At 64.4% G+C, this 24,259-nt stretch carries 21 protein-coding genes; 16 read left to right on the top strand and 5 right to left on the bottom strand.

Annotated elements, in window-relative coordinates; translation table 11 throughout:
* Window positions 1–63: 63 nt before the first annotated feature.
* The 13 genes from pyrR to HMI59_RS10550 all read left to right on the top strand — a co-directional run bounded on the left by pyrR (window position 64) and on the right by HMI59_RS10550 (window position 15,106).
* Window positions 64–648, top strand: a complete 585-nt coding sequence (pyrR, locus tag HMI59_RS10490; protein WP_193593585.1) for a bifunctional pyr operon transcriptional regulator/uracil phosphoribosyltransferase PyrR — start codon at window positions 64–66, stop codon at window positions 646–648.
* Window positions 645–1,655: an aspartate carbamoyltransferase catalytic subunit gene (locus tag HMI59_RS10495; RefSeq protein ID WP_193593586.1), complete on the top strand. Its 1,011-nt coding sequence runs from the start codon at window positions 645–647 to the stop codon at window positions 1,653–1,655. The genes pyrR and HMI59_RS10495 overlap by 4 nt, the downstream gene beginning before the upstream one ends.
* Window positions 1,655–3,010 (top strand): dihydroorotase, encoded by a 1,356-nt coding sequence (locus HMI59_RS10500; protein ID WP_193593587.1) that lies wholly within the window; start codon window positions 1,655–1,657, stop codon window positions 3,008–3,010. Before HMI59_RS10495 ends, HMI59_RS10500 begins: the two co-directional genes overlap by 1 nt.
* Window positions 3,010–3,531 carry a hypothetical protein gene (locus tag HMI59_RS10505; protein ID WP_021470597.1) on the top strand — a complete coding sequence of 174 codons (522 nt, stop codon included), beginning with the start codon at window positions 3,010–3,012 and terminating at the stop codon, window positions 3,529–3,531. Before HMI59_RS10500 ends, HMI59_RS10505 begins: the two co-directional genes overlap by 1 nt.
* Complete coding sequence (gene carA / locus HMI59_RS10510; RefSeq protein WP_031215971.1) at window positions 3,512–4,759, top strand: glutamine-hydrolyzing carbamoyl-phosphate synthase small subunit; 1,248 nt, start codon at window positions 3,512–3,514, stop codon at window positions 4,757–4,759. Before HMI59_RS10505 ends, carA begins: the two co-directional genes overlap by 20 nt.
* Entirely contained in the window at window positions 4,759–8,067 is a 3,309-nt protein-coding gene (gene carB / locus HMI59_RS10515; protein ID WP_193593588.1) for a carbamoyl-phosphate synthase large subunit, read from the top strand. The genes carA and carB overlap by 1 nt, the downstream gene beginning before the upstream one ends.
* Window positions 8,060–8,893 carry an orotidine-5'-phosphate decarboxylase gene (pyrF, locus tag HMI59_RS10520; protein ID WP_193593589.1) on the top strand — a complete coding sequence of 278 codons (834 nt, stop codon included), beginning with the start codon at window positions 8,060–8,062 and terminating at the stop codon, window positions 8,891–8,893. Before carB ends, pyrF begins: the two co-directional genes overlap by 8 nt.
* A gap of 70 nt (window positions 8,894–8,963) precedes the next feature.
* Window positions 8,964–9,290, top strand: a complete 327-nt coding sequence (gene mihF / locus HMI59_RS10525; protein ID WP_021470593.1) for an integration host factor, actinobacterial type — start codon at window positions 8,964–8,966, stop codon at window positions 9,288–9,290.
* Between the two features lie 19 nt (window positions 9,291–9,309).
* Window positions 9,310–9,882: a guanylate kinase gene (gene gmk / locus HMI59_RS10530; RefSeq protein WP_021470592.1), complete on the top strand. Its 573-nt coding sequence runs from the start codon at window positions 9,310–9,312 to the stop codon at window positions 9,880–9,882.
* Window positions 9,883–9,921: 39 nt separating this feature from the next.
* Window positions 9,922–10,182, top strand: coding sequence for a DNA-directed RNA polymerase subunit omega (rpoZ, locus tag HMI59_RS10535; protein WP_011774945.1), 261 nt, complete (start codon window positions 9,922–9,924; stop codon window positions 10,180–10,182).
* A gap of 30 nt (window positions 10,183–10,212) precedes the next feature.
* Window positions 10,213–11,466, top strand: a complete 1,254-nt coding sequence (gene coaBC, locus HMI59_RS10540) for a bifunctional phosphopantothenoylcysteine decarboxylase/phosphopantothenate--cysteine ligase CoaBC (protein WP_193593590.1) — start codon at window positions 10,213–10,215, stop codon at window positions 11,464–11,466.
* 87 nt (window positions 11,467–11,553) lie between these two features.
* Entirely contained in the window at window positions 11,554–12,783 is a 1,230-nt protein-coding gene (metK, locus tag HMI59_RS10545; RefSeq protein WP_021470590.1) for a methionine adenosyltransferase, read from the top strand.
* A 169-nt stretch (window positions 12,784–12,952) separates the two neighbouring features.
* Window positions 12,953–15,106 (top strand): primosomal protein N', encoded by a 2,154-nt coding sequence (locus HMI59_RS10550; protein WP_193593591.1) that lies wholly within the window; start codon window positions 12,953–12,955, stop codon window positions 15,104–15,106.
* A 4-nt stretch (window positions 15,107–15,110) separates the two neighbouring features.
* Here HMI59_RS10550 and map read toward each other — a convergent pair whose 3' ends face one another.
* The 5 genes from map to HMI59_RS10575 are packed head-to-tail and all read right to left on the bottom strand — an operon-like array spanning window position 15,111 to window position 19,829.
* Entirely contained in the window at window positions 15,111–15,893 is a 783-nt protein-coding gene (gene map, locus HMI59_RS10555; protein WP_166184449.1) for a type I methionyl aminopeptidase, read from the bottom strand.
* Window positions 15,890–16,999: a glycosyltransferase family 1 protein gene (locus HMI59_RS10560; RefSeq protein ID WP_166184446.1), complete on the bottom strand. Its 1,110-nt coding sequence runs from the start codon at window positions 16,997–16,999 to the stop codon at window positions 15,890–15,892. The genes map and HMI59_RS10560 overlap by 4 nt, the downstream gene beginning before the upstream one ends.
* Window positions 16,996–17,940 carry an alpha/beta fold hydrolase gene (locus HMI59_RS10565; RefSeq protein ID WP_193593592.1) on the bottom strand — a complete coding sequence of 315 codons (945 nt, stop codon included), beginning with the start codon at window positions 17,938–17,940 and terminating at the stop codon, window positions 16,996–16,998. Before HMI59_RS10565 ends, HMI59_RS10560 begins: the two co-directional genes overlap by 4 nt.
* A 10-nt stretch (window positions 17,941–17,950) precedes the next feature.
* Window positions 17,951–18,832 carry an aldo/keto reductase gene (locus HMI59_RS10570; protein ID WP_193593593.1) on the bottom strand — a complete coding sequence of 294 codons (882 nt, stop codon included), beginning with the start codon at window positions 18,830–18,832 and terminating at the stop codon, window positions 17,951–17,953.
* 10 nt (window positions 18,833–18,842) lie between these two features.
* Window positions 18,843–19,829 carry a sugar-binding transcriptional regulator gene (locus HMI59_RS10575; protein WP_193593594.1) on the bottom strand — a complete coding sequence of 329 codons (987 nt, stop codon included), beginning with the start codon at window positions 19,827–19,829 and terminating at the stop codon, window positions 18,843–18,845.
* Window positions 19,830–19,949: 120 nt separating this feature from the next.
* Between HMI59_RS10575 and HMI59_RS10580 the strand changes: the two genes are divergently transcribed.
* The 3 genes from HMI59_RS10580 to glpK all read left to right on the top strand — a co-directional run bounded on the left by HMI59_RS10580 (window position 19,950) and on the right by glpK (window position 24,159).
* Window positions 19,950–21,737, top strand: a complete 1,788-nt coding sequence (locus HMI59_RS10580; protein WP_193593595.1) for a glycerol-3-phosphate dehydrogenase/oxidase — start codon at window positions 19,950–19,952, stop codon at window positions 21,735–21,737.
* A gap of 92 nt (window positions 21,738–21,829) precedes the next feature.
* Entirely contained in the window at window positions 21,830–22,582 is a 753-nt protein-coding gene (locus HMI59_RS10585; protein ID WP_193593596.1) for an MIP/aquaporin family protein, read from the top strand.
* A gap of 62 nt (window positions 22,583–22,644) precedes the next feature.
* Window positions 22,645–24,159 carry a glycerol kinase GlpK gene (gene glpK, locus HMI59_RS10590; protein ID WP_021470581.1) on the top strand — a complete coding sequence of 505 codons (1,515 nt, stop codon included), beginning with the start codon at window positions 22,645–22,647 and terminating at the stop codon, window positions 24,157–24,159.
* The last annotated feature ends 100 nt before the right edge of the window (window positions 24,160–24,259 follow it).

Here is a 24,259-nt window from a genome sequence, read left to right on the forward strand (position 1 = left end):
TTTGGAAGGCAAATATTCCTTTTTTAATTCCGTCCTGTGAGGCGGGGAAAGGGGAGACGAGCGATGACTGAAGCTACTTCAGCGCAGGTTCCGTCCAGGGTTGTCCTCAACCAGGCGGATATCGATCGTGCGCTCACTCGTATCGCCCACGAGATCCTTGAAGCCAACAAGGGATCCCAGGACCTGGTCCTGCTGGGTATCCCAAGCCGTGGTTATCCCCTGGCTGTCCGGCTGGCCCATAAGATTGCCGCCGCTGATCCTGCCGTCAACGCCGAAACAATAGTGGGCCAACTGGATGTCACTATGTTCCGCGACGACCTCTCGCACCAGCCCACCCGACCCCCGCACCATACACGCCTGCCGCTGTCCGGGATCGATAACAAAGTTGTTGTCCTCATTGACGACGTCCTCTACTCAGGTCGGACCATCCGCGCAGCTTTGGACGCCTTGGTGGACCTCGGGCGCCCCCGCATCGTCCGGTTGGCTGTCCTGGTGGACAGGGGGCACCGTGAACTCCCCATCCGTGCAGACCACGTGGGAAAGAACCTTCCTACATCGTCCTCGGAGAAGGTCCGCGTACATCTTGAAGAGACCGACTCCGTGAACGAAACTCCGGTCAACGAGGTAGTCATCGAGGCAGGCAAGTGAAGCATCTCCTCTCAACGGAAAACCTCAGCGGCTTCGACGCGATCCGGATACTTGACACGGCCGAGGAAATGTCTGCCGTCGGTGAGCGCGAGGTCAAGAAGCTGCCCGCATTGCGCGGCAGGACGGTGGTGAACCTCTTCTTCGAAGATTCCACCCGCACCCGCATCTCCTTCGAAGCAGCGGCGAAGCGGCTCTCCGCCGACGTCATCAACTTCGCGGCAAAGGGCTCCTCGGTTTCCAAAGGTGAGTCCCTCAAGGACACCGCCCAGACCTTGGCCGCCATGGGTGCAGACGCCGTGGTCATCCGGCACTGGGCTTCCGGAGCGCCGCACCGCCTGGCTGCCACCGACTGGATCGATGCCGCGGTGGTCAATGCCGGTGACGGCACCCATGAACACCCCACGCAGGCCCTGCTGGACGCCTTCACCATGCGCCGCCATTGGTCGCGCATCAAGGGCGTCGCATCCACCGGCGCCGACCTCAAGGGCATGCGCGTCGCGATCGCCGGAGATGTCCTGCACTCCCGCGTGGCGCGTTCAAATGTGTGGCTCCTGCGAACCCTCGGCGCGGAGGTCACCCTCGTGGCACCTCCCACGCTGCTGCCGGTCGGCGTCGAACAGTGGCCCTGCAAGGTCAGCTACAACCTGGACGAGACCCTTGAAGCAGGTGTCGACGCGATGATGATGCTCAGGGTCCAGGGGGAGAGGATGAACGCGTCCTTCTTCCCGTCCACCCGTGAATATTCCCGCCGTTGGGGCTTCGACGACGCCCGCCTGCGGACGCTGGACGACCTCGGCATGAACGACACCATCATCATGCACCCCGGTCCCATGAACCGCGGCCTGGAAATCTCGTCCGCCGCGGCGGATTCACCCCGTTCCACCGTGCTCGCCCAGGTCCGGAACGGCGTATCGGTCCGCATGGCCGCCCTGTACTTGTTGCTTTCGGGGGATTCCCGTGAAGCGACCGCCCCCGTAAGCAACCAGCCCACCAAGGAGAACAACTGATGGCCGCGAACACGTATTTGATCCGCGGAGCCGCCATCCTGGGCGGTGCAGCCGAGGACCTCCTGATCCGGGACGGCGTCATCGCGGCCCGGGGCAACGGACTTGCTGCCGGGGATGCCACAGTCATCGACGCCGCAGGCCTGGTCGCGCTGCCCGGCATGGTTGATGTCCACACCCACCTTCGCGAACCGGGCCGGGAAGATGCGGAGACCGTCGAAACCGGTACCCGTGCGGCCGCGTTGGGTGGCTTCACGGCCGTCCACGCCATGGCGAACAGCAATCCGGTGGCCGACACCGCCGGTGTGGTGGAGCAGGTCCACAGCCTGGGAAGGGCATCGGGCTGGGTGGACGTACGGCCTGTCGGCGCAGTGACGGTGGGACTCGCCGGGGAGCAACTCGCCGAACTCGGTGCCATGGCCGACTCCCGCGCCCAGGTGCGCATGTTCTCTGATGACGGGATCTGCGTGCATGATCCCGTCCTGATGCGCCGCGCGCTGGAATACGTCAAAGCGTTCGACGGCGTGGTGGCCCAGCACGCGCAGGAACCCCGCCTGACCGCCGGCGCGCAAATGAACGAAGGCGCCGTTTCGGCTGTCCTCGGGCTGGCCGGCTGGCCGGCGGTAGCCGAGGAAAGCATCATTGCCCGCGATGTACTGCTGACCCAGCACGTCGGTTCCCGCCTGCACATTTGCCACGTCTCCACTGCGGGAAGCATTGAAATCGTGCGCTGGGCCAAGGCCCGCGGCATCAATGTCACTGCCGAGGTCACCCCGCACCACTTGATCCTGACCGATGAACTGGTCCGCAGCTACGACCCCGTCTACAAGGTGAACCCGCCGCTGCGCACGGACGCGGATGTGCAGGCACTCCGGGAGGGCCTTGCCGACGGGACCATTGATGTGGTGGGCACCGATCACGCACCGCACCCCAGCGAGCACAAGGAATGCGAGTGGGCCCAGGCCGCCATGGGCATGACCGGGCTGGAAACCGCGCTGTCCGTGGTCCAGGAGACCATGATCGAAACCGGCCTCATGACGTGGGCGGATTTTGCCAGGGTCACATCCTTCACTCCGGCCCGCATTGGCAGGGTGGCGGACCAGGGCCGTCCGTTGGAGGCCGGGGAGCCGGCAAACGTCATCCTGGTGGACCCGGCTGCGCGCTGGACCGTTGATCCCCATAAGATGGCAACCATGGGCCGCAATTCACCGTTCAAGGGCAGGGAACTGCCCGGTTCCGTGGTGGCAACCTTCTTCAAAGGACACCCGACCGTCCTCAACGGCAGGCTCAACACCCCGTACCGCTACACCGAAACCGTTCCGGCCCCGGATTCCACCGGGGCAGTCAGCGGCGCCTAGTGGACACACAACTGCTCTCGGCGCTCGTCACCGCAGGCTTGATCGCCGTCGCCCTGGCCATGATCGGCCTGGGGTGGCGGAACCGCCTCCGACGACAATCCGACGTCGAACGCCTTCCGGAAGTGCCACGGCAACTGACGCCGGCCACAGTGGTGGCCGACGGCCAGTACGTCAGCACCACCACGGCCGGTGACTGGCTGGACCGCATCGCTGTCCAAGGCCTTGGAATCCGGACCAACGCGGAACTGAGCGTTCACGCCGAAGGCGTGTTGTTCGACCGCCCCGGAGCAGCCCCGGTGTTCATTCCGCGGGAAGCCCTGACTGACAGCCGCTCCGCCTCCGGGATGGCAGGGAAGTTCGTCGAAAAGGACGGGCTCCTTGTCATCAGCTGGAAACTGGGCAGCCGTGAACTGGACACAGGATTCAGGTCGAGGAACTCCGCCGACCAGGACCGCCTCCGCCAAGCCATTCAAGAATTGACCTCCGCAGCCCCTCAGGCAGATGCCGATAGTGGAAAGTAATAAAGTGACGGACAGTAACGCAGCCACCTCACCAACCCCCTCAGCAGCCGTATTGGTGCTGGAAGACGGCCGTATTTTCCGCGGCCGGAGCTACGGCGCCCAGGGCACCGCGCTCGGCGAAGCGGTCTTCGCCACCGGCATGACCGGTTACCAGGAGACCATCACCGATCCCTCCTACGCCCGCCAGCTCGTGGTGCAGACTGCGCCGCACATCGGGAACACCGGCGTCAACGGCGAGGACGCCGAATCGCGCAAGATTTGGGTTGAGGGCTACGTCGTCCGCGACGCCGCACGACGCCCGTCCAACTGGCGGTCCGAGCGGAGCCTCGACGAAGAACTCGTCGCCCAAGGTATCGTCGGCATCCAGGGCGTTGACACCCGTGCGATCACCCGGCATCTCCGCGAGCACAAGACCATGCGCGCCGGGATCTTTTCCGGCGAAGCCGCCAACGCGTCCGACAAGGAACTGCTGGATACCGTGCTGGCAAGCGCCCCCATGGAAGGCTCCGCGCTTGCCGAAGAGGTCAGCATCGACGAAGCCTACGTGGTGGACCCCAAGGACCACGGTTGGGAAGGCGAACCGCGGTTCTCCATCGCCGCCGTCGACCTCGGTATCAAGGCGATGACCCCCGTCCGGTTCGCCGAGCGCGGCGTGCGGGTGCATGTCCTGCCGGCAACCGCCACGCTTGAGGACGTCAACGCCCTCAACCCCGACGGTTTCTTCATGTCCAACGGCCCCGGGGACCCCGCCACTGCCGATCACCAGGTCAAGTTGCTGCGCTCCGTCCTGGACGAGAAGCTGCCGTACTTCGGCATCTGCTTCGGAAACCAGATCCTGGGCCGCGCCCTTGGGTTCGGAACCTACAAGCTGCGGTACGGCCACCGCGGCATCAACCAGCCGGTGATGGACCGTCGCACGGGCAAGGTGGAAATCACCTCTCAGAACCACGGCTTCGCTGTTGATGCGCCCCTGAACGGCGCCACCGTGGCACCCGAAGAGCGCTACGGCCGGGTGGAAGTCAGCCACGTCTCGCTGAACGACGACGTCGTCGAAGGACTTGCCTGCCTCGACATCCCTGCTTTCTCGGTCCAGTACCACCCCGAAGCGGCCGCAGGGCCGCACGATGCCGCGTACCTCTTCGACCGCTTCATCGACCTCATGGCTGAAACGAAAGCCGGCGGCGCCACCGCAACCAAGAACCAAAACAAGACTGAGGACAACAAGTAATGCCCAAGCGTACAGATCTCAAGAGCGTCCTTGTCATCGGTTCCGGGCCGATCGTCATCGGCCAGGCGGCCGAGTTCGATTACTCCGGTACCCAGGCCCTGCGCGTCCTGAAGGACGAGGGGCTGCGGGTCATCCTGGTCAACTCCAACCCGGCCACCATCATGACGGACCCCGAGTTCGCCGATGCCACCTACGTGGAGCCGATCACTCCCGAGGTGGTCGAAAAGATCATTGCCAAGGAGCGTCCCGACGCCGTCCTGCCCACCCTTGGTGGACAGACGGCCCTGAACACGGCCATCGCCTTGGATAAGAACGGTGTACTGGAGAAGTACAACGTGGAGTTGATCGGTGCGAACATCGCCGCGATCGAGCTCGGCGAAGACCGCGAGAAGTTCAAGGGCGTTGTTGAGCGCTGCGGCGCCGAGTCCGCCCGCAGCCACATCATCCACACCATGGACGAGGCCTTCAAAGCCGCCGAGGACCTCGGCTACCCGATGGTTGTCCGTCCGTCCTTCACCATGGGCGGCCTGGGTTCCGGTCTGGCGTACAACGAGGACGACCTCCGCCGGATCGTCGGTCAGGGCCTGCAGTACAGCCCCACCACCGAGGTGCTGCTCGAGGAGAGCATCCTTGGCTGGAAGGAATACGAGCTCGAGATGATGCGGGACAAGAACGACAACGTCGTTGTTGTCTGCTCCATCGAGAACTTCGATCCCGTGGGCGTCCACACCGGCGATTCCATCACGGTGGCCCCGGCCCTCACTCTGACGGACCGCGAGTACCAGAAGCTGCGGGACGTCGCCATTGCCGTGATCCGTGAGGTGGGCGTGGACACGGGTGGCTGCAACATCCAGTTCGCCATCAACCCGGATACCGGACGCGTCGTCGTCATCGAGATGAACCCGCGCGTGTCGCGTTCCTCGGCTTTGGCATCGAAGGCCACCGGCTTTGCCATCGCCAAGATCGCCACCAAGCTTTCCCTCGGCTACACGCTGGACGAAATTCCCAACGACATCACGCAGAAGACCCCGGCGTCGTTCGAGCCGACGCTGGACTACGTCGTCGTCAAGGTTCCGCGTTTCGCTTTCGAGAAGTTCCCGGCAGCCGACAACACGCTGACCACCACCATGAAGTCCGTGGGCGAGGCCATGGCCATGGGCCGCAACTTCACAGAAGCCCTGCAGAAAGCCCTGCGTTCCTTGGAACAGAAGGGTTCGCAGCTGGACTTCAGCTCCGTGCCCGAATACGATGTCGCCGAACTCATTGAGAAGGCCAAGCGTCCCACCACCGAACGCCTGTACCAGGTGCAGCGGGCGCTCCTCGGGGGTGCCACCGTGGAGGAACTCTACGAAGCCACCAAGATCGACCCCTGGTTCCTTGACCAGCTGCAGCTGCTCAACGAGACCGCGCACGGGATCCGCAAGGCCGGTGTCCTCAGCGAGGACATGCTCCGCAACGCTAAGCGCCACGGTTTTTCCGATGAGCAGATCGGTGCCCTGACGCACAACTCCGAGGCCGTCGTCCGCGGCGTCCGCCAGGCACTGGGCATCCGTCCCGTCTACAAGACCGTGGACACCTGTGCAGCCGAATTCGCAGCCTACACGCCGTACCACTACTCGGCATATGACGAGGAAGATGAAGTGGGCCTGCACGCCAAGCCCTCGGTGATCATTCTCGGTTCCGGGCCCAACCGCATCGGCCAGGGCATCGAGTTCGACTACTCCTGCGTCCACGCCTCCATGGCACTGCGCAAGGCCGGCTACGAGACCGTGATGGTCAACTGCAACCCGGAGACGGTCTCCACCGACTATGACATCTCCACCCGCCTCTACTTCGAACCCCTGACCCTCGAGGACGTGCTGGAAGTCATCGCGGCCGAGGAACGCACCGGCGGCGTCATGGGCGTCTTTGTCCAGTTGGGTGGCCAGACCCCGCTGAAGCTTGCCCAGCAGCTTGCTGACGCGGGCGTGCCGATCCTGGGCACTTCCCCGGAAGCGATTGACCTTGCCGAGCACCGCGGTGCCTTCGCCCGCGTCCTGGACGAAGCCGGCCTGACCTCCCCCAAGAACGGCACCGCCGTTTCCTTCGAGGACGCCAAGAAGATCGCCGACGAGATCGGCTACCCGGTGCTGGTCCGTCCGTCCTACGTCCTGGGCGGCCGCGGCATGGAGATCGTCTACGACGAGGCCAACCTCTCCCGCTACATCGCTAACGCCACGGAGATCACCACGGACCACCCCGTGCTGATCGACCGCTTCCTGGAGGACGCCGTCGAAATTGACGTGGACGCGCTCTTCGACGGAACGGACATGTACCTTGGCGGCATCATGGAGCACATCGAAGAAGCCGGTATCCACTCCGGTGACTCCGCTTGTGTCCTGCCTCCGATCACCCTGGGCAACAACGTGATCGAGCGGGTCCGGACCGCTACCCGCGCCATCGCCGAGGGCGTCGGCGTGCGCGGCCTCATCAACATCCAGTTCGCCCTGGCCTCCGACGTCCTGTACGTCCTGGAAGCCAACCCGCGTGCCTCCCGCACCGTCCCGTTCGTCTCCAAGGCAACGGGCGTGCAGATGGCCAAGGCTGCCGCGCTGATCGGCACCGGCGTGACCATCAACCAGCTCCGCAGCGCCTACAAGATGCTGCCGGAAACCGGCGATGGCTCCACCCTGCCCCTGGATGCTCCGGTAGCCGTGAAGGAAGCCGTGCTGCCCTTCAGCCGCTTCCGTACGCCCGAGGGCAAGGTCGTGGACTCGCTGCTCGGCCCTGAAATGCGCTCGACCGGTGAAGTCATGGGCATCGACAAGCACTTCGATACCGCGTTCGCGAAGAGCCAGTCCGGTGCCAACAACGCCCTTCCCACCGAAGGCAAGATCTTCGTGTCGGTAGCCAACCGCGATAAGCGCTCGGTGATCATGGGCGTCAAGCGGCTCTCTGACCTCGGCTTCGAAATCGTCTCCACCGGCGGCACCGCGGACGTCCTGCGCCGCAACGGCATCCAGGCGACGCCGGTCCGCAAGGTGGCCGAGGGAAGCAGCGCAGAGGGCGAAGGCACCATCGCGGACCTCGTCATCGCGGGCGAAATCGACATGGTGTTCAACACCCCGTCCGGCGGCGAAGCCCGCAGCGACGGCTACGAACTCCGTGCGGCAGCGACGTCCATTGGCATCCCGTGCATCACCACGGTGGCGGAGTTCAACGCCGCCGTGCAGGCCATCGAAGCACTCCGTACCTACGAGTGGTCCGTGACCAGCCTGCAGGAGCACGCCGCCAACCTGACGGCCTCTTTGGAAGCCGCACATGCCTGAGTCGTTCGGCTCCCGGCTTTCTGCGGCCATGGAAGCCCGGGGGCCGCTGTGCGTCGGCATCGATCCGCACCCGCAGTTGCTGGGCTCCTGGGGACTGAACGACGACGCCGCAGGACTGGAGCGTTTCTCGCTCACCGTGGTGGAGGCGGTGGCTTCCCTCGCTGCCGCGGTCAAGCCCCAAGTGGCGCTCTATGAGCGCCACGGGTCGGCCGGCATGGCCGTCCTGGAGCGGACCCTGGCCGCAGCAGCCGAAGCACGCGTGCTCAGCATCGCCGATGCCAAGCGCGGGGATATCGGATCCACCATGGCGGCCTACGCCGATGCCTGGCTTCGTGACGGATCTTCCCTGGCCGCCGACTCGGTGACGCTGAGCCCGTACCTCGGTTTTGAGTCCCTGCGTCCGGCCTTGGACCTCGCTGCCGAACACGGCAGGGGAGTCTTTGTCCTGGCGCTGACGTCCAACCCTGAGGGCCGGAGCGTCCAGCACGTCGGCGGCGGAGATTCGGTGGCCCGCCGCATCGTGGCTGCAGCTGCTGCGGAGAACCATCGTTACGAAGGGCCCTTGGGCTCGGTGGGGTTGGTTGTCGGCGCCACCATAGGTTCGGCCCTTGGCGATTTGGACATAGACCTGGGCCCGGTGCGTGGACCGATCCTCGCCCCGGGGCTCGGGGCCCAGGGGGCCACTCCGGCCGATCTGCGGGAGACCTTTGGACAGGCCTACCCGATGGTCTTGGCAACGTCCAGCCGTGGCATCCTGGCGGCGGGTCCGGACATTGCCGCGCTGCAGGCAGCCACACGGGAAACCCTGGGTGGCTTGCGCGGCTGACCCCCTGCAGGTAGGTTCAGCATCAGCCGCGTGATCGGTGTCACAATTCCGACTTGACGGGAGTTTGGCCATGGCCCTAAAAGAGCTGACACCACAAGAGCGTTCCGACGCCTTGGAGAAGGCTGCCAAAGCGCGGGCCACCCGGGCGGCAGCCAAGGAGCGGCTCAAGCGGGGTGAAGTCAGCATCGCCGAGCTCATCTCCTCGGGGACAACCGACGAGGCGATCGCACGCATGCGGGTGGTCGAACTCCTTGAAGCCCTTCCCGGCATCGGGCCGGTCCGTGCCGCGGCCATCATGGCTGAGATCGGGATTGCCGGATCACGGAGGATCAGGGGGCTGGGAATCCACCAGGCCCGCGCGCTGGTAGATTTTATTCAGACCCAGCAAAGCGTCTAAGCATCTTTCGAAGGAATCCGTGAGCACGAAACCTGGACTGACTGTCCTTGCAGGACCCACTGCCGTGGGCAAGGGAACCGTATCCACCTACATCAGGGACAACTATCCAGAGGTGTGGCTGTCTGTTTCAGCCACCACCCGTGCTCCACGGCCGGGGGAGAAGGACGGCGTCCACTACTTCTTCAAGACGGCCGAGGAGTTTGAATCCCTGGTGGCCGCGGGGGAGTTCCTGGAATGGGCCGTGGTGCACGGACGGAACCGGTACGGGACCCTTCGCAGTACCGTGGATGCCGCCATCGCCGAGGGCAGGTCGGTGCTGTTGGAGATCGATCTCCAGGGCGCCCGCCAGGTCAAGGAGGCTGTGCCGGAGGCAAAGTTCGTCTTCCTGGCGCCCCCGACGTGGGACGAAATGGTGCGCCGGCTTGTGGGCCGGGGCACTGAAACGGCCGAGGAACAGCAGCGCAGGCTGGAAACCGCTAAACTGGAACTTGCTGCTGAACCGGAGTTTGACCACACCGTCATTAATGACGACGTTCGCCGGGCAGCGGACGAGCTTGTTTCACTCATGGGGCTTACCCCGCACGAGCGCTAAGCGCTTGCACTTGTCGGCCCGCTAGAATTTGGAGATTTCGTGTCCACGAACCTTGAAGGCATCATCAACCCGCCGATCGATTCGCTGCTTGAGGCTGCCGATTCCAAGTACGGCCTGGTCATCTTCGGCGCCAAGCGTGCCCGCCAGATCAACGCCTACTACGCCCAGCTGCACGAGGGGCTGTTCGAGTACGTCGGTCCGCTGGTCGACACCAAGCTGAACGAGAAGTCGCTTTCCATCGCCCTGCGCGAGATCAACGAAGGCCTCCTGGTTTCGACCCCCATCGAGCCCACGGAATAAAGAAGCAGACTGCCTGTTGACGGAGGTCACGTGCGCATAGTCCTCGGAGTCGGGGGAGGGATCGCAGCCTACAAGGTTGCATCGCTCCTCCGGCTTTTTACTGAAGCCGGTCATCAAGTCACGGTCATTCCCACCGAGTCCGCCCTGCGGTTCGTAGGTGTCGCGACGTGGGAAGCGTTGTCCGGCAACCCTGTGAGCAACAGCGTTTTCGACGACGTCGAGAAGGTCAACCATGTGCGGTTGGGCCATGAGGCAGACCTCATTGTGATTGCCCCCGCCACTGCGGACCTCCTGGCGAAGGCAGCAACGGGCCAAGCCGGCGACCTCCTGACCAACACGCTGCTCATGGCGCACGGTCCGGTCCTGTTTGCCCCGGCGATGCATACGGAAATGTGGCAGCACGCGGCCACCCAGTCCAACGTGGCGACGCTGCGAAGCCGCGGGGTGACAGTACTGGATCCCGCAGTCGGCCGCCTCACCGGCGCCGATTCCGGCCCCGGGCGCCTGCCTGAGCCCGACGTCATTTTCGAGGCCGCGATCGCGTTGGCGGGAAGCGTTTCAGCCGTTGGTCCGGCGGACGGCGCCGGCCCTGGCCCGTTGGCCGGTAAAGTGGTGACCATCTCCGCAGGCGGCACACGGGAAGCGCTGGATCCTGTCCGCTTCCTGGGCAACCGGTCCTCGGGCAAGCAGGGAGCTGCCTTGGCCTCGGCAGCCCTGGCAGCAGGTGCAACCGTCCGGTTCCTCGCGGCCCACATGGACATCGAACCTCCGACCGGCGTCGAGCTGGTCCGCGTTGAGTCCGCCCTGGAGCTGCGTGAGGCAGCCCTGAAATCGGCAGTGGACTCCGACGTCGTTATTATGGCTGCCGCGGTAGCGGACTTCCGGCCGGCGGATGTCTCGGACACCAAAATCAAGAAGGTCGACGGCGAAGAAGCGCCGGTCGTGCGCCTGGTCCGGAACCCCGACATTTTGCAGGAGCTCGTAGAAGCCCGCAATGCCGCGGACCGGCAGCAGCTGATCATCGGATTTGCCGCCGAAACAGGCGACGCCCATGGCGATGTGCTGCAACATGCCACCGCCAAGCTGAAGCGAAAAGGGTGTGACCTTCTGGTGGTCAACCACGTGGGCGTTGGCAAGGTATTCGGCCAGGATGACAACTCCGTGGTCATCCTTTCCGGACATGGTGCCGAACCGCAAACGGCGTCCGGCTCGAAGGCCGACGTCGCCGCCGCCGTCGTGGACCGTGCCGCCGTCGAACTGTCCGCGGCCTTCCCCGCACCATAGCTCCCTGCAGGCGAGCCCTGCTGTGAAATTCTTAGCAAAGGGACACACGGCAAATGCCGTCGTCCCGCAACCCAGTAAGGTAGTCGAGTGACTTTACCGCTGCACCACCAAACGCATGGCCACCCGTCCAAGCTCCGGCTCTTCACCTCAGAGTCGGTCACTGAAGGGCACCCGGACAAAATCTGCGACCAAATCAGTGACGCCATCCTTGACGCGCTGCTGGCCGCCGATCCCGAATCCCGGGTGGCAGTGGAGACCATGGCTACCACCGGACTGGTGCATGTGGCCGGCGAGGTTACCACCGACGCCTACGTGGAAATTCCCCAGATTGTCCGCGAGACCATCCTTGGCATCGGCTACGATTCCTCGGCCAACGGCTTCGATGGTGCCCGGTGCGGTGTGTCCGTTTCCATCGGCCAGCAGTCCAATGACATCGCGGGTGGCGTTTTCAACTCTCTGGAAGCCCGGGAGGGGCGGCAGGAAGATGATTACGACCTCCAGGGCGCCGGTGACCAGGGGATCATGTTCGGCTACGCCAGTGATGAAACTGCGTCCTACATGCCCACGCCCATCTGGCTTGCGCACCGCCTGTCCGAACGCCTCACCGAGGTCCGGAAAAGCGGCGAACTTGCGTACTTGCGGCCCGACGGCAAGACGCAGGTGACGGTAGGGTACGACGGCGACCGGCCGGTTTCGGTCGAAACCGTGGTCATCTCCAGCCAGCACGCCGAGGAAACAGGACTGGACCAGTTGCGTGCGGACCTTGCCAGCCACGTGATCGAACCTGTGCTTGCAGCCTCCAACCTGGACCTTTCCCGGGCCACCAACATCCTCAACCCCGCGGGAGCCTTTGTTATCGGCGGACCCGTGGGAGATGCCGGCCTGACCGGCCGCAAGATCATTGTGGACACCTACGGCGGATTCGCCCGCCACGGCGGCGGCGCGTTCTCCGGCAAGGACCCGTCCAAGGTGGACCGCTCGGCAGCCTACGCGATGCGCTGGGTAGCGAAGAACGTCGTGGCGGCCGGCCTCGCCAAGCGGGCAGAGATCCAAATCGCCTACGCGATCGGCCAGGCCCGCCCGGTGGGTACGTACGTTGAGACGTTTGGAACGGAAACCGTTGATCCGGCCAGGATTGCGGAGGCAATCGACGAAATCTTCGACCTCCGTCCCCGGGCCATCATCGATGCCCTCGACCTCAAGCGGCCCATCTATGCCAAGACGGCCGCACATGGCCACTTCGGCAGGGAAGAGCCGGACTTCACGTGGGAACGCCTCGACCGCGTGGCCGACCTCAAGGAATTCTTCAACGCCTGACACCCGGCCGCGCACGTGCCGCCAGGTCCACATAATGTCAGTGGCTCATGATTGGCTTGAGCCAGAGATGCCCGTGGCGGGTTGATCCCGCTGCGGGCATCCTGCGTTCAGGCGGGGCTCAAAGCCAGTGTCCACTCTGTGATGGCGTTCCGAGAAGGAGGTGAAGTGCATGGCGGAGCATGATTCCCGGCCTGCCTTGGTGCAACCTTCGTTGTTGCAGGGTTTCCCTGCGAAGGCCCCCGTGAAGGGGCCGCCGCTGGCAGCAGCGGATCCCGTTGCCCGCGTAGTGCTCAAATCTCCGCTCCCGCATTTGGACCGGCCTTTCGACTACAGCGTGCCTGCTGAACTTGAAGGCGCGGCCCTCCCCGGCGTGCGGGTGAAGGTGAAGTTCAACGGGCAGGAACTCAGCGGATACATCACGGAGCGACGCCAAACCTCCGAGGCCGGGCAGGAGCTCAGCACCCTGCACAAGGTGGTGTCGCCGGTGCCCGTGCTGACGCCGGCCGTCCACGCCTTGGCCGCCGCGGTGGCCGCACGATACGCCGGAACTTTGAGTGATGTACTCCGCACGGCCATTCCGCCACGGGTGGCAAAGGTGGAGAAAGAAGCCCAGGCGGGCACCTCGCCTGAGCCTGTCTCCGCATCTGGCGTTGGGCCCTATGTTGGGCCCGGCGTTGGGGCCGGGCCGGAGTGGAACGCGTACAGCAACGGCCCTGCCTTCCTCCACCACCTGGCCGGGGGCGGTGCGCCCAAAGCCGTCCTGACAGCGCTGCAGGGATACGGCCGGCACGGTTGGCCCGCCATGCTGGCCGCGGCCGTCGCCGCGGTCCGCAGCTCAGGCCGGGGCGCAGTCGTGGTGGTGCCCGACCGCCGGGACCTGGACCGGGTGGAAGCTGCCCTTGCCGCTGTCTTGCCTGAGGGTGATGTTGCCCGGCTGACAGCCGACGACGGCCAGACACCGCGCTACCGTAATTTCCTGCGGCTGCTGCGGGGTGAAGCGGGGGTTGCCGTTGGAACCCGCTCCGCTGCCTATGCGCCGGTGGCGAACTTGGGCCTTGTGGTCTGCTGGGATGACGGGGACGACCTCCACATTGATCAGCGCGCCCCTTACGCCCATACCCGGGAAGTCCTGCTTCTGCGCAGCGAGCAGGAGGGCGCCGCTTGCCTGCTCGCTTCGCACACGCGCAGCACGGAACTCCAACGGCTGGTGGACCTGCGCTGGGCGGTGGCCGTCGAGGCCCCGCGCACTGTCATCCGGTCAACCGTGCCCAGGGTCGTGAACACCGCGGACAGCTTCGAACAGGAACGGGATCCGCTCGCACGTATTGCACGTTTGCCCGGTGCTGCTTGGCGTGCCGCCAAAGCGGGCCTGGAACGGGGCCCGGTCCTGGTCCAGGTGGCACGGGCCGGGTACGCACCGTCACTGGTGTGCGAAACATGCCGTGAGCCTGCCAGGTGCAATGCCTGTCAGGGACCCCTTGCCATGGCAGGCGGGTCAGCGATGCCGGCTTGCCGGTGGTGTTCCACTCCAGCGCCCCAGTGGCGATGCAGCCATTGCACGGGGACCCGGCTGCGGCGTGGCGCCACCGGGGTCATCAGGACCGCCGAGGAACTGGGCAGGGCATTCCCCGGACATGCTGTGGTCACCTCGTCGGGGGAGCACGTCAAGGCCGGCGTGCCGGACGCTCCTGCACTGGTGGTTGCCACGGTTGGTGCCGAACCAGTGGCCGACGGCGGTTACGCCGCCTGTTTGCTGCTGGACGGAAACTCCCTGCTTCGCCGCGAGAACCTGCGTGCCGGTGAAGACACTGTGCGCCGTTGGTTCAACGCCGCAGCGTTGGTCAGGCCGGCCCGCGAGGGCGGCCTCGTGATTGTCACGGCGGACGACACCACAGCTACTGGAGCGTTGGTGCGGTGGGATGCTCCCGGCTACGCCTCGCGGGAACTGGAACTCCGGAAGGAACTGCAGCTCCCGCCAGCGGTCCGGGTGGCTTCCGTCACGGGTCCCCGGGCCGACGTCGGGCACTTTTCCGATGCTTTGGACGCGTTCCTCGGCCAGTCCGGCCAGCCAAAGCTGCGGAGTGTAGGCCCGGCTCCCTTGGCGATGTCCGGGAGCCGCCCCGCCGGCCCCGCAGGGGAGGACGGCCCTGCAGGGGAGGACGGCCCTGCAGCGGAGGACAGGAACGTCCGTACGCTGTACTTCATTCCGTACGCCGAGGCCGCCAACGCCACCCAGGCCATGCGGGCCGTGAAGGCGGCCAACGCGGCCAAGCGGGTGGCCGGTCCGGTCCAACTGCGTTGGGACGGCGTGGACGTTCTCTGATTGCCTACAGCAGCGTGCCCGTGGGGAGCGTCAGTATCTCGGCACCCGAATCCGTGATGGCAATGGTGTGTTCGCTGTGGGCGGTCAGGCACCCGGTAGCACTCCGGAGCGTCCAGCCGTCTGCGTCCGTGACCAGCTTGGCGGTGTCTTCCATGACCCAGGGCTCCAGGGCGAGCAGCAGTCCCGGCCTGAGTTCGTAACCGCGCCCGGGCCTGCCGGTGTTGGGAACGTGCGGGTCCTGGTGCATGGTGGAACCGATACCGTGCCCGCCGAACTCCACGTTGACAGGGTAACCGGCAGCACCCAGGACCGAACCTATGGCATGGGAAATGTCTCCGATGCGGGCGCCGGGGACCGCCGCAGCTATGCCGGCACTGAGTGCCCGTTCGGTGGCCTCAATCATGGCAACCCCTGACGGGGGAGCTGATTCGCCCACCACGAAACTGATGGCGGAGTCGGCGGCTACTCCGTTTTTCAGCACGGCCAGGTCCAGGGTCAGCAGGTCACCGTCCGCCAGTTGGTAATCGTGGGGGAGGCCGTGGAGCACAGCATCGTTGACACCCGTGCAGATGTAATGCCCAAAGGGACCCCGTCCAAAGGAGGGCGCGTAGTCGACGTAACACGATTCGGCGCCGGCCTTGAGGATCATCTCCTTGGTCCAGCGGTCGATGTCCAGCAAGTTGGTGCCGACCGTGGTCCGGCTCTTCAGGGTGTAGAGGATATCGGCCACCAAGGCGCCGGTTACCCTGGCTTTGGCAACTTCTGCGGGGCTCAGGATCTCGATCATCGGGCGTCCTTCCTGGGGGAGGTGCGGCGTTTGCGGGAGCGCAGGGCAATGGCTTCTTCGGCTGCAGCCAGAAGCTGGCGTGCAGAGGCGTCCCAGTCAAAGTCGGCGGCACGTTCCACGGACCTGAGTGAGCGCCGCTGCCAAGCTCCGGGCTCGTCCAAAGCGGTTACGGCGGCCGCGAATTCCGACGGTGATTCCGGATGGACGAAGCTCACGGCGTCGGCGCCCACTTCACGGAAAATCGGGATGTCACTGGCAATCACCGGAGTACCCACAGCCATCGCCTCCACCAAGGGAAGCCCGTACCCTTCGGCCCGGGACAGGCTGATGAGGGCCGTGGACCGCCTCAGTAGATCCTCGTATTCGTCGTCGGTGACCCCGTTGTGGAATTCCACTTTGGCGCCGTCCGGTATCAGGGCCTCCAGTTCGGCCCGGCGTCCGGGGGTAATGCGGCTCAACAAATGCAGGGTGTAGTCCGGCAGGCCGGCCATGCCGCGGATCATCGTTTCCACGTTCTTGTACGGCATGAACGAGCCCATGTACACGAGCGATTTGTCAGCGCCGTCCGCCGGATTCCGGGGTGTTTGGCCGCCCTGCGGGGCGTTGGCCACGATGCGGACCGGCCTGTTGGTCAGCCGGTACTTTGCCATCAGCGCTTCGGTGGTGCGGCTGATGGTCGCCACGACGTCCGCGCGGTTCAACAGCATCCGCTGCGGCCAGAACGCCTTGTGGTAGAGACGCCACAGCAGACGCACGGGTGCGGGAAGGAACCCCGGGGGAGCGGGGTGTTCGTAGTAGATCAGGTCATGCAGCGTCAGGATCAAGCCGTACCGCCTGCCCCACGTGCCCATGGTCTGCATGGGGCACACCACGACGTCCGCGCCCAAGGGATTGACCTTGCCCGCCACGAACAGCTCCATGGGGGACAGCGGGCTGTTGATCATGACGTAGGGAACATCGGGAAGCAGTGCGAGTTGCCGCTGGTCGCTGATGAGCATGGTGACATCGGCGATTTTGGAGACCGCGGCGATCAGGCTGGAGCCGTACCGGCTGATGCCGTCATGGTGCTCTGTCCTGGTGAAGCGGGCATCAAAAACGATTTTCACGCGGGATTGTCCTTCAGGAAGTCGCGGATGGCGGCGGCGGCCGGGGCGGGGGTTTCGTAGTGGATAAGATGCCCGACGCCGGGAATCACTTCCAGCCTCGCATCCGGCAGGAGCGCCATCAGTTTGTATTGGTCCGGCAGCGTGGCGATCTCGTCTTTCTCACCGGCGATCAGGAGGACCGGCAGGTTGAGCCGCTCTGCGACGTCCCCGACTGTCCCGGAGACCGATGCTTTGAATGACTCCAGGAGGCTCTCCCTGTTGGCGAAGGCACTGAAGTATGCGTCGTGCTGGCCGTGGATGAAGCGGCGGAGCTGTTTGTCCTTCGTCTTTGCCATGGTCACGCTCATGACACGCACCACCACCCGGTTGCGGAGGAGGGCGAGTCCCGGAGCCTTGGGCAGGCGTGCAGCAGCCCAGTAGTAGAAGACTGCCAGCTTGGTCATCAAGCCTTTGGGACCCTCCAGTGCCGGCGAAGCTATGGGGTTGACCAGGATGAGCGGGTTGACGGCGCCCGGGTGGTTGGCTGCGAAGTGGCTGGCCACGATGGATCCGAAGGAGTGGCCAAGGAGGACGGTGTCCGGGCCCAGCCCGAGGGCCTCCATGAAGTGCTTGATGAACATCCCATAGCGCGCTACGGAGTGTTCATCGCCAACAACGGGCTCCGAGCTGCCGAATGCCGGCAGGTCCGGCATGATCAGCCTCATATCGGGAAGTTGGTCCGCCACCCGCAGGAGTCCGTGATGGTCCCCGCGGAAGCCGTGGATGACAAGGATTGTCCTCGCGTTCTCCTTCGCCTCCAAAGGCTCATAGGTCCAGTACGCTACGTTGCTTCCATCGACGTCGATGGTTGCGGCAGAGGTCCGTCCCGGCAGGGACTTGCTGAAGAATTCGACCGGGGCCTGTGCACCTTCAGGGGTGTGCGCGGTGTCCACATTTTCCATTCAGTCGTTCCTAGTTCACGGTGTCCGGATGCGAGCCTGTCCGGTGATGTCTTTCGAGGGCGGCCATGCCGTCCATGTCGTCCTGGTCCAACTCGAAATCGAAAACTGCAAAGTTCTCCTTGATGCGCCCGGCCGAACTTGCCTTGGGGATCACCAGGTTACCCAGCTGGAGGTGCCACCGGATGATGACCTGCGCCGGGGTGCGCCGGTGCTTGTCGGCCAGCTCTGCAATGGCCGGGTCGGCCAGGACCTGTCCACGGCCGAGGGGGCTCCAGGCCTCGGTGCGGATTCCCAGCTGTTCATGCAGGGTGCGGAGCCTGGCCTGCTGCAACCACGGGTGAAGCTCGATCTGATTAACCGCAGGAACGACCTCCGCTGATTCCATCAGCCGTGCCAGGTGCTCCGGCTGGAAGTTCGAAACGCCGATTGCCCGGACTTTTCCTTCGCGGTAAAGGGTCTCGAGCGCCTTGTAGGTCTCAGTGAAAAGACCGCGGCGGGCGCAGGGCCAGTGGATGAGGTAGAGATCCACGTAGTCAAGGCCCAGATTGGCGATGGAGGTGTCGAAGGCGCGCAGGGTGGCGTCATATCCCTGGTCATCGTTCCACACCTTGGTGGTAACAAAGACGTCCTCCCGGGCCAGGGCATGAACCGCCTCACCGGAACCACCTGTCCCGACGTTCGCCTCGTTGGCATCGCCGATGGCCCCGCCGATCGCGCGTCCGACGCCTACTTCGTTGCCGTACATGGCCGCGGTGTCGAAGCGACGGTAGCCTTCCGCCAGTGCGGTGCTGACCAGGGACTCGGCGTCCTTCGGGGGAACTTTATACAACCCGTATCCCACGGAGTCCATCATCACGCCGTTGTTCAAGCTCTGCCGCGCCGGGATTCTCATGACAACGACTCTACCTATTACCGGCAGGAATACCCGCTGGCTGGCCGGTAAAGCTGACCAGGCGGCGGGCCGAGGCTTCGTCAAGGATCAGGTCCGTGGCCAGGCCCGCGGCCAATGCGCCTTGGAGGCCGTTGATCTTGGAAGCTCCGGACACCACGCAGATCCGGCGACGCACTTGGCGAAGCTGGTCGTGGGTAGGACCTGTTGACCGCTCGTTCAGGGTGATGCCGTCCGAGGAGCCATCGCTCCGGAAGAAGACAGTGGCCACGTCGCCAACGACGTCATCAGCAGCCAGTTCAGCAAGGTCTTGTTCGTCGAGGTAGCCGCCGGCATACACGTGACTGGGATAATCCGAATCCACGGATCCCACGCCGAAGATGGCAATGCTCATCCTCGCCTGCAGGTCCAGGATGCGTTGGACGCTGCGTTCATTCCACATGGCCGTCTTGGTGGCGGCGTGGTCGAAGAAGGCAGGAACCGGAAACTGCTCCACCCGCGCCCCGTAGGCATTGCCGAAACGGCGCATGATGTCGCTGGCATAGGTGATGCCGGTGGTCTGCATGTTTCCCGCACCGTTCAACTGGACCACGATGCTGTCGTGGGTGACTTTCCGGGTCAAGTGCCGGCTGACCGCACTGAGGGTGGCACCCCATGCCACCCCGATGATCGCGTTCGAATCCACCAACGGCCCGATCGTCCTGGCGGCCTGCATTGCCACCCGGTCAAGGGTTTCGGCTTCGTTCAGCGTGTCCAGCACGGGAACCACATGGACATCGACGCCGAACCGGTCCCGGATCTGGCCTTCCAACTCCGGCGCCGTATCGAACGGGCTGCGGATCTGCACCTGTACCAGCCCGGTTTCGCGTGCCGATGACAGCAGCCTCGAGACCGTGGACCGCGAGGTTCTCAGCTCCCGGGCAATGGCGTCCATGGTCAGGTCCTGCAAGTAATACATTTGTGCGGCCCGAAGCGCATCCGAGTGACGTGATCGTCCCATCTCATTTCCTTGCTGCACGTTTGTGCAAATAGCTTGACTCCATTTTCCACCTTCGCCAGATTAGTGGTGACAGGTGCCGTGACAAAAAGTTGCGCACAAGCCAAGCCCAAGGGAGCAGTTTTGGGACACAACAGGAATTCCGGCCAGTCAGTTGGAACACAGCGACGTGGATCTGCGGCGGCCTTGCAGGAACGGCCGTCAGCGCAGGTCCTCATCATCGGTGGTGGGATCAACGGCGTCGGGACTTTCCGTGATCTGGCACTCCAAGGCGTGGATGTGGCCCTCGTGGAGCGTGGCGACTACTGCCAGGGCGCCAGCGGCGCCTCGTCGCACATGATCCATGGCGGGATCCGCTACCTCGAGAACGGTGAGTTCCGGTTGGTCAAGGAATCTGTCGTGGAGCGGAACCGGTTGCTTCGCATCGCGCCGCACTACGTCAAGCCTTTGCAGACCACCATCCCCATCTTCAGCACGTTCTCCGGAATCCTGGCTGCACCTGTCCGCTTCCTCACCCACAAGCAGGGCAAGCCGAAGGAGCGCGGTGCTTTCCTCATCAAGCTCGGCTTGACCATGTACGACTTCTTCTCCCGTGACGGCGGCACCGTACCGCGCCACCAGTTCCTCGGGCGTGACAAGGCGCTGGCTGAGCTGCCGCGGCTCCGCCAGGACATCAAGTACTCGGCCACCTACTTTGACGCATCGGTCCACAATCCCGAGCGCCTTACCCTTGACGTGCTGCAGGACGGCGAAAAGGCCGGCCTTTCCTCCGGCAAACAGCAGGGCGGAACAGCGAGGGCCAGCAACTACGTCTCGCTTGCAGGCATGGGCCCACACGGCGCCAGGCTCCGGGATGAGCTCTCCGGCGAAGAGTTCGATTTCCAGGCTGACGTCATCGTCAACACGACCGGCGCATGGGTGGACCTCACCAACCAGGCCATGGGTGCTGCCAGCCGTTTCATGGGCGGTACCAAGGGATCGCACATCGTCCTGGACCATCCTGAGCTCCTGGAAGCCTGCAACGGCCGGGAAATCTTCTTTGAGCACACCGACGGCCGCATTGTCCTGATCTACCCCATGGGCGACCGCGTCCTGGTAGGCACCACCGACGTTGACGCGGACATGGGCGAAGACGCAGTATGCACCGACGCGGAGGTGGACTACTTCTTCGACCTGGTGGGGCATGTGTTCCCGACCATTTCCGTGAACCGCGACCACATCGTCTACAGCTTCTCGGGGGTGCGGCCACTACCGCGGCACGATGAAACGCAGCCCGGCTTCGTGTCCAGGGACTACAGGATCGAACGGAGCGTCCGCACCGGCGATGCCGCAGCGGCCACGCCAGGCGGCAAGGCCGCCGTCGTACTCAGCCTGGTTGGCGGCAAGTGGACTACCTTCCGCGCGCTGGCCGAACACATGACCAACGACGTCCTCCGCGAACTGGGACAGGCACGCAAAGTCTCGACGGCGAAGCTCCCCATCGGCGGTGGCGCCGGCTATCCGGCAACGGCCGAAGGCGAGCAGGAGTGGATCAAGAAGCACATGGGACCCGGGCTCGACGCCGGCCGGGTGGAAGGCCTGCTGACCCGCTACGGCACCCGTGCCGAGGACGTCATCGCCTACCTCAAGGCCGGAAATGACGCTCCGCTGCGTTCAACCCGGGAGCTGAGCGTCCGCGAACTCGAATTCATGGCACAGAACGAACAGGTTGGCCACTTGGTGGATGTGCTCATCCGACGTACTTCCCTGGCGTTCCGGGGGCTGGTCACGGGTGAGCTGCTCAATGAGCTCGCCGCGGTGCTGGCCGGTCCCATGGGATGGGATGAAGCGGCCCAACAAAGCGAAGTACGCCATGCACAGGAGGTCCTGCAGCGTTACCACAGGGTCAACGTACACAGCTTGGTGGACTAAACCCACCATCGGAACGGCACCGGCGACGGTGCCGTTCCAACAGCCTCTTCAACCCGCGAGGAGGCTGACAACAGAAAAATGAGGAGTCAAAGATGTCTCTTGGAATTGTTTTCCTTTCCGAAGTATTCGGAACCATGATGCTGACCCTTCTGGGTTGCGGCGTCGTGGCCAACGTTGCACTCAAAGGCACCAAGGGCAACAACGCTGGATTCTTGATGGTGACGTGGGGCTGGGGTATTGCGGTCTTCGCGGGCGTCTTCGTGGCTGCAAAGTCCGGCGCGCACCTGAACCCTGCAGTCACCCTCGGCCTGCTGGTCAATGGGAAGGGCGAATACGCGCCCGACGTCGCTGTGACCTTCGGTTCCACGCTGACCTACTTCGGCGGCGAACTGCTGGGCGCCTTCCTCGGCGCTGTCGTGTGCTGGCTGGCCTACAAGCAGCACTTCGATGCCGAACCGCTGGCTGCCAACAAGCTGGGCACCTTCTCCACCGGGCCGGCTATCCGCTCCACCCCGTGGAACCTGATCACTGAGATCATCGGCACGTTCGTCCTCGTCTTCGTCATCCTGACCTTTGGCGGTACCCCGTCCGGCCTGGGGCCGTTGGCCGTAGCGCTTTTGGTCGTCGGTATCGGTGTATCACTCGGTGGTCCCACGGGCTACGCCATCAACCCGGCCCGTGACCTTGGACCCCGCATCGCGCACGCAATCCTTCCGATCAAGGGCAAGGGCTCCAGCGACTGGGCGTATTCGTGGATTCCCGTCGTCGGGCCGCTGGTTGGTGGCGGGCTGGCAGGGCTCGTGGCGCTCTGGGTCCCCGACATCATGCCCGCGATCGCCGGCTAACAATCCGTTCCACACAAGGCTAGAACTCCCTATCAAACAAGAACCAAGACAAGGACGTCACCATGAACCAATACGTCATCGCCATTGACCAGGGCACCACCAGCACCCGCGCCATCGTCTTCGACCACTCCGGCAGCATCGTGTCGTCCGGGCAGATGGAACACGAGCAGATTTTCCCGCAGGCCGGCTGGGTGGAGCATGACGCGGCTGAAATCTGGAACAACACCCGCGAGGTCATCGGCTCGGCCCTGTCCAAGGCGAACCTGACCCGACACGACATCGCGGCCGTGGGCATCACCAACCAGCGCGAAACCGCGGTCGTCTGGGACAAGAACACTGGTGAGCCCGTCTACAACGCCATCGTCTGGCAGGACACCCGCACGCAGCCGATCGTGGACGAGCTCGCCAAGGACGGCGGGGGAGACCGCTTCAAACAGAAAGTCGGCCTGCCCCTGGCAACGTACTTCTCCGGCACCAAGATCAAATGGATCCTGGACAACGTCGACGGAGCCCGCGAACGCGCGGAGGCCGGCGACCTGCTGTTCGGCAACACGGACGCATGGGTCCTGTGGAACCTGACCGGCGGCACCGACGGCGGCGTGCACGTCACGGACGTCACCAACGCTTCACGCACGCTTTTCATGGACCTCGAAACGCTGCAATGGGACCAGGAAATCCTGGATATCTTCGGCGTTCCGGCATCCATGATGCCGGCCATCAAGTCCTCCTCCGAGGTCTACGGCCACGTCCACACGTCGCAGTTGCTTCGCGAAACTCCCGTGGCCGGCATCCTCGGTGACCAGCAGGCGGCCACCTTCGGCCAGGCGGCGTTCCAGGCCGGCGAGGCGAAGAATACCTACGGCACCGGTTGCTTCCTCATCTTCAACACGGGTGAGGAAATCGTCCACTCCAAGAACGGGCTGCTCACCACGCTCGGTTACAAGCTTGGCGACCAGAAGCCGCACTATGCGTTGGAAGGTTCCATTGCAGTGACCGGTTCGCTGATCCAGTGGCTGCGCGACAACCTCGGCATGATCAGCTCCGCACCGCAGGTCGAGGAACTGGCCGCCGCTGTGGAGGACAACGGCGGCGTCTACATTGTTCCTGCGTTCTCGGGCCTCTTCGCGCCGTACTGGCGTGCTGATGCCCGGGGTGCCATCGTGGGCCTGACCCGTTACGCCAACAAGGGCCACATCGCCCGTGCCGCGCTGGAGGCTACGGCTTTCCAGACCCGCGAGGTGCTGGACGCCGTCAACGCAGACTCGGGCGTACCGCTCACCGAGCTGAAGGTCGACGGCGGCATGGTCGCCAACGATGCCCTGATGCAGTTCCAGGCGGATATCCTCGGTGTCCCCGTGGTACGGCCGAAGGTCATCGAGACTACGGCCCTGGGTGCTGCCTACGCCGCCGGCCTGGCAGTCGGTTTCTGGAACGACCTCGGCGAGCTCAGTGCCAACTGGGGCGAGGACAAGCGCTGGGAACCGCAGATGGACAAGGCTGAGCAGGAGAGGCAGTTGCGGCTGTGGAAGAAGGCAGTCACCAAGTCCATGGATTGGGTCGACGAGGACGTTAAGTAGTCAGACCTGTCGTTGATGACGGCCGCGCCTGCCCCGCCCGCTTCGCGGTGCCCACCACACCCGGGCGAGGCGCGGCCGTCATCAACTCACCTGTCTGCAC

It is taken from the genome of Paenarthrobacter sp. YJN-5 (genome assembly GCF_015040095.1).
Classification (GTDB): domain Bacteria; phylum Actinomycetota; class Actinomycetes; order Actinomycetales; family Micrococcaceae; genus Arthrobacter; species Arthrobacter ureafaciens.

Excerpts from the sequence above, each read along its gene's own strand:
- glpK (WP_021470581.1), top strand. The coding sequence starts at position 22,645 with ATGAACCAATACGTCATCGCCATTGACCAGGGCACCACCAGCACCCGC.
- pyrF (WP_193593589.1), top strand. The coding sequence starts at position 8,060 with ATGCCTGAGTCGTTCGGCTCCCGGCTTTCTGCGGCCATGGAAGCCCGG.
- HMI59_RS10500 (WP_193593587.1), top strand. The coding sequence starts at position 1,655 with ATGGCCGCGAACACGTATTTGATCCGCGGAGCCGCCATCCTGGGCGGT.
- HMI59_RS10585 (WP_193593596.1), top strand. The coding sequence starts at position 21,830 with ATGTCTCTTGGAATTGTTTTCCTTTCCGAAGTATTCGGAACCATGATG.
- mihF (WP_021470593.1), top strand. The coding sequence starts at position 8,964 with ATGGCCCTAAAAGAGCTGACACCACAAGAGCGTTCCGACGCCTTGGAG.
- HMI59_RS10570 (WP_193593593.1), bottom strand. The coding sequence starts at position 18,832 with ATGAGAATCCCGGCGCGGCAGAGCTTGAACAACGGCGTGATGATGGAC.
- carA (WP_031215971.1), top strand. The coding sequence starts at position 3,512 with ATGCCGATAGTGGAAAGTAATAAAGTGACGGACAGTAACGCAGCCACC.
- HMI59_RS10575 (WP_193593594.1), bottom strand. The coding sequence starts at position 19,829 with ATGGGACGATCACGTCACTCGGATGCGCTTCGGGCCGCACAAATGTAT.
- pyrR (WP_193593585.1), top strand. The coding sequence starts at position 64 with ATGACTGAAGCTACTTCAGCGCAGGTTCCGTCCAGGGTTGTCCTCAAC.
- map (WP_166184449.1), bottom strand. The coding sequence starts at position 15,893 with ATGATCGAGATCCTGAGCCCCGCAGAAGTTGCCAAAGCCAGGGTAACC.
- HMI59_RS10565 (WP_193593592.1), bottom strand. The coding sequence starts at position 17,940 with ATGGAAAATGTGGACACCGCGCACACCCCTGAAGGTGCACAGGCCCCG.
- carB (WP_193593588.1), top strand. The coding sequence starts at position 4,759 with ATGCCCAAGCGTACAGATCTCAAGAGCGTCCTTGTCATCGGTTCCGGG.
- HMI59_RS10550 (WP_193593591.1), top strand. The coding sequence starts at position 12,953 with ATGGCGGAGCATGATTCCCGGCCTGCCTTGGTGCAACCTTCGTTGTTG.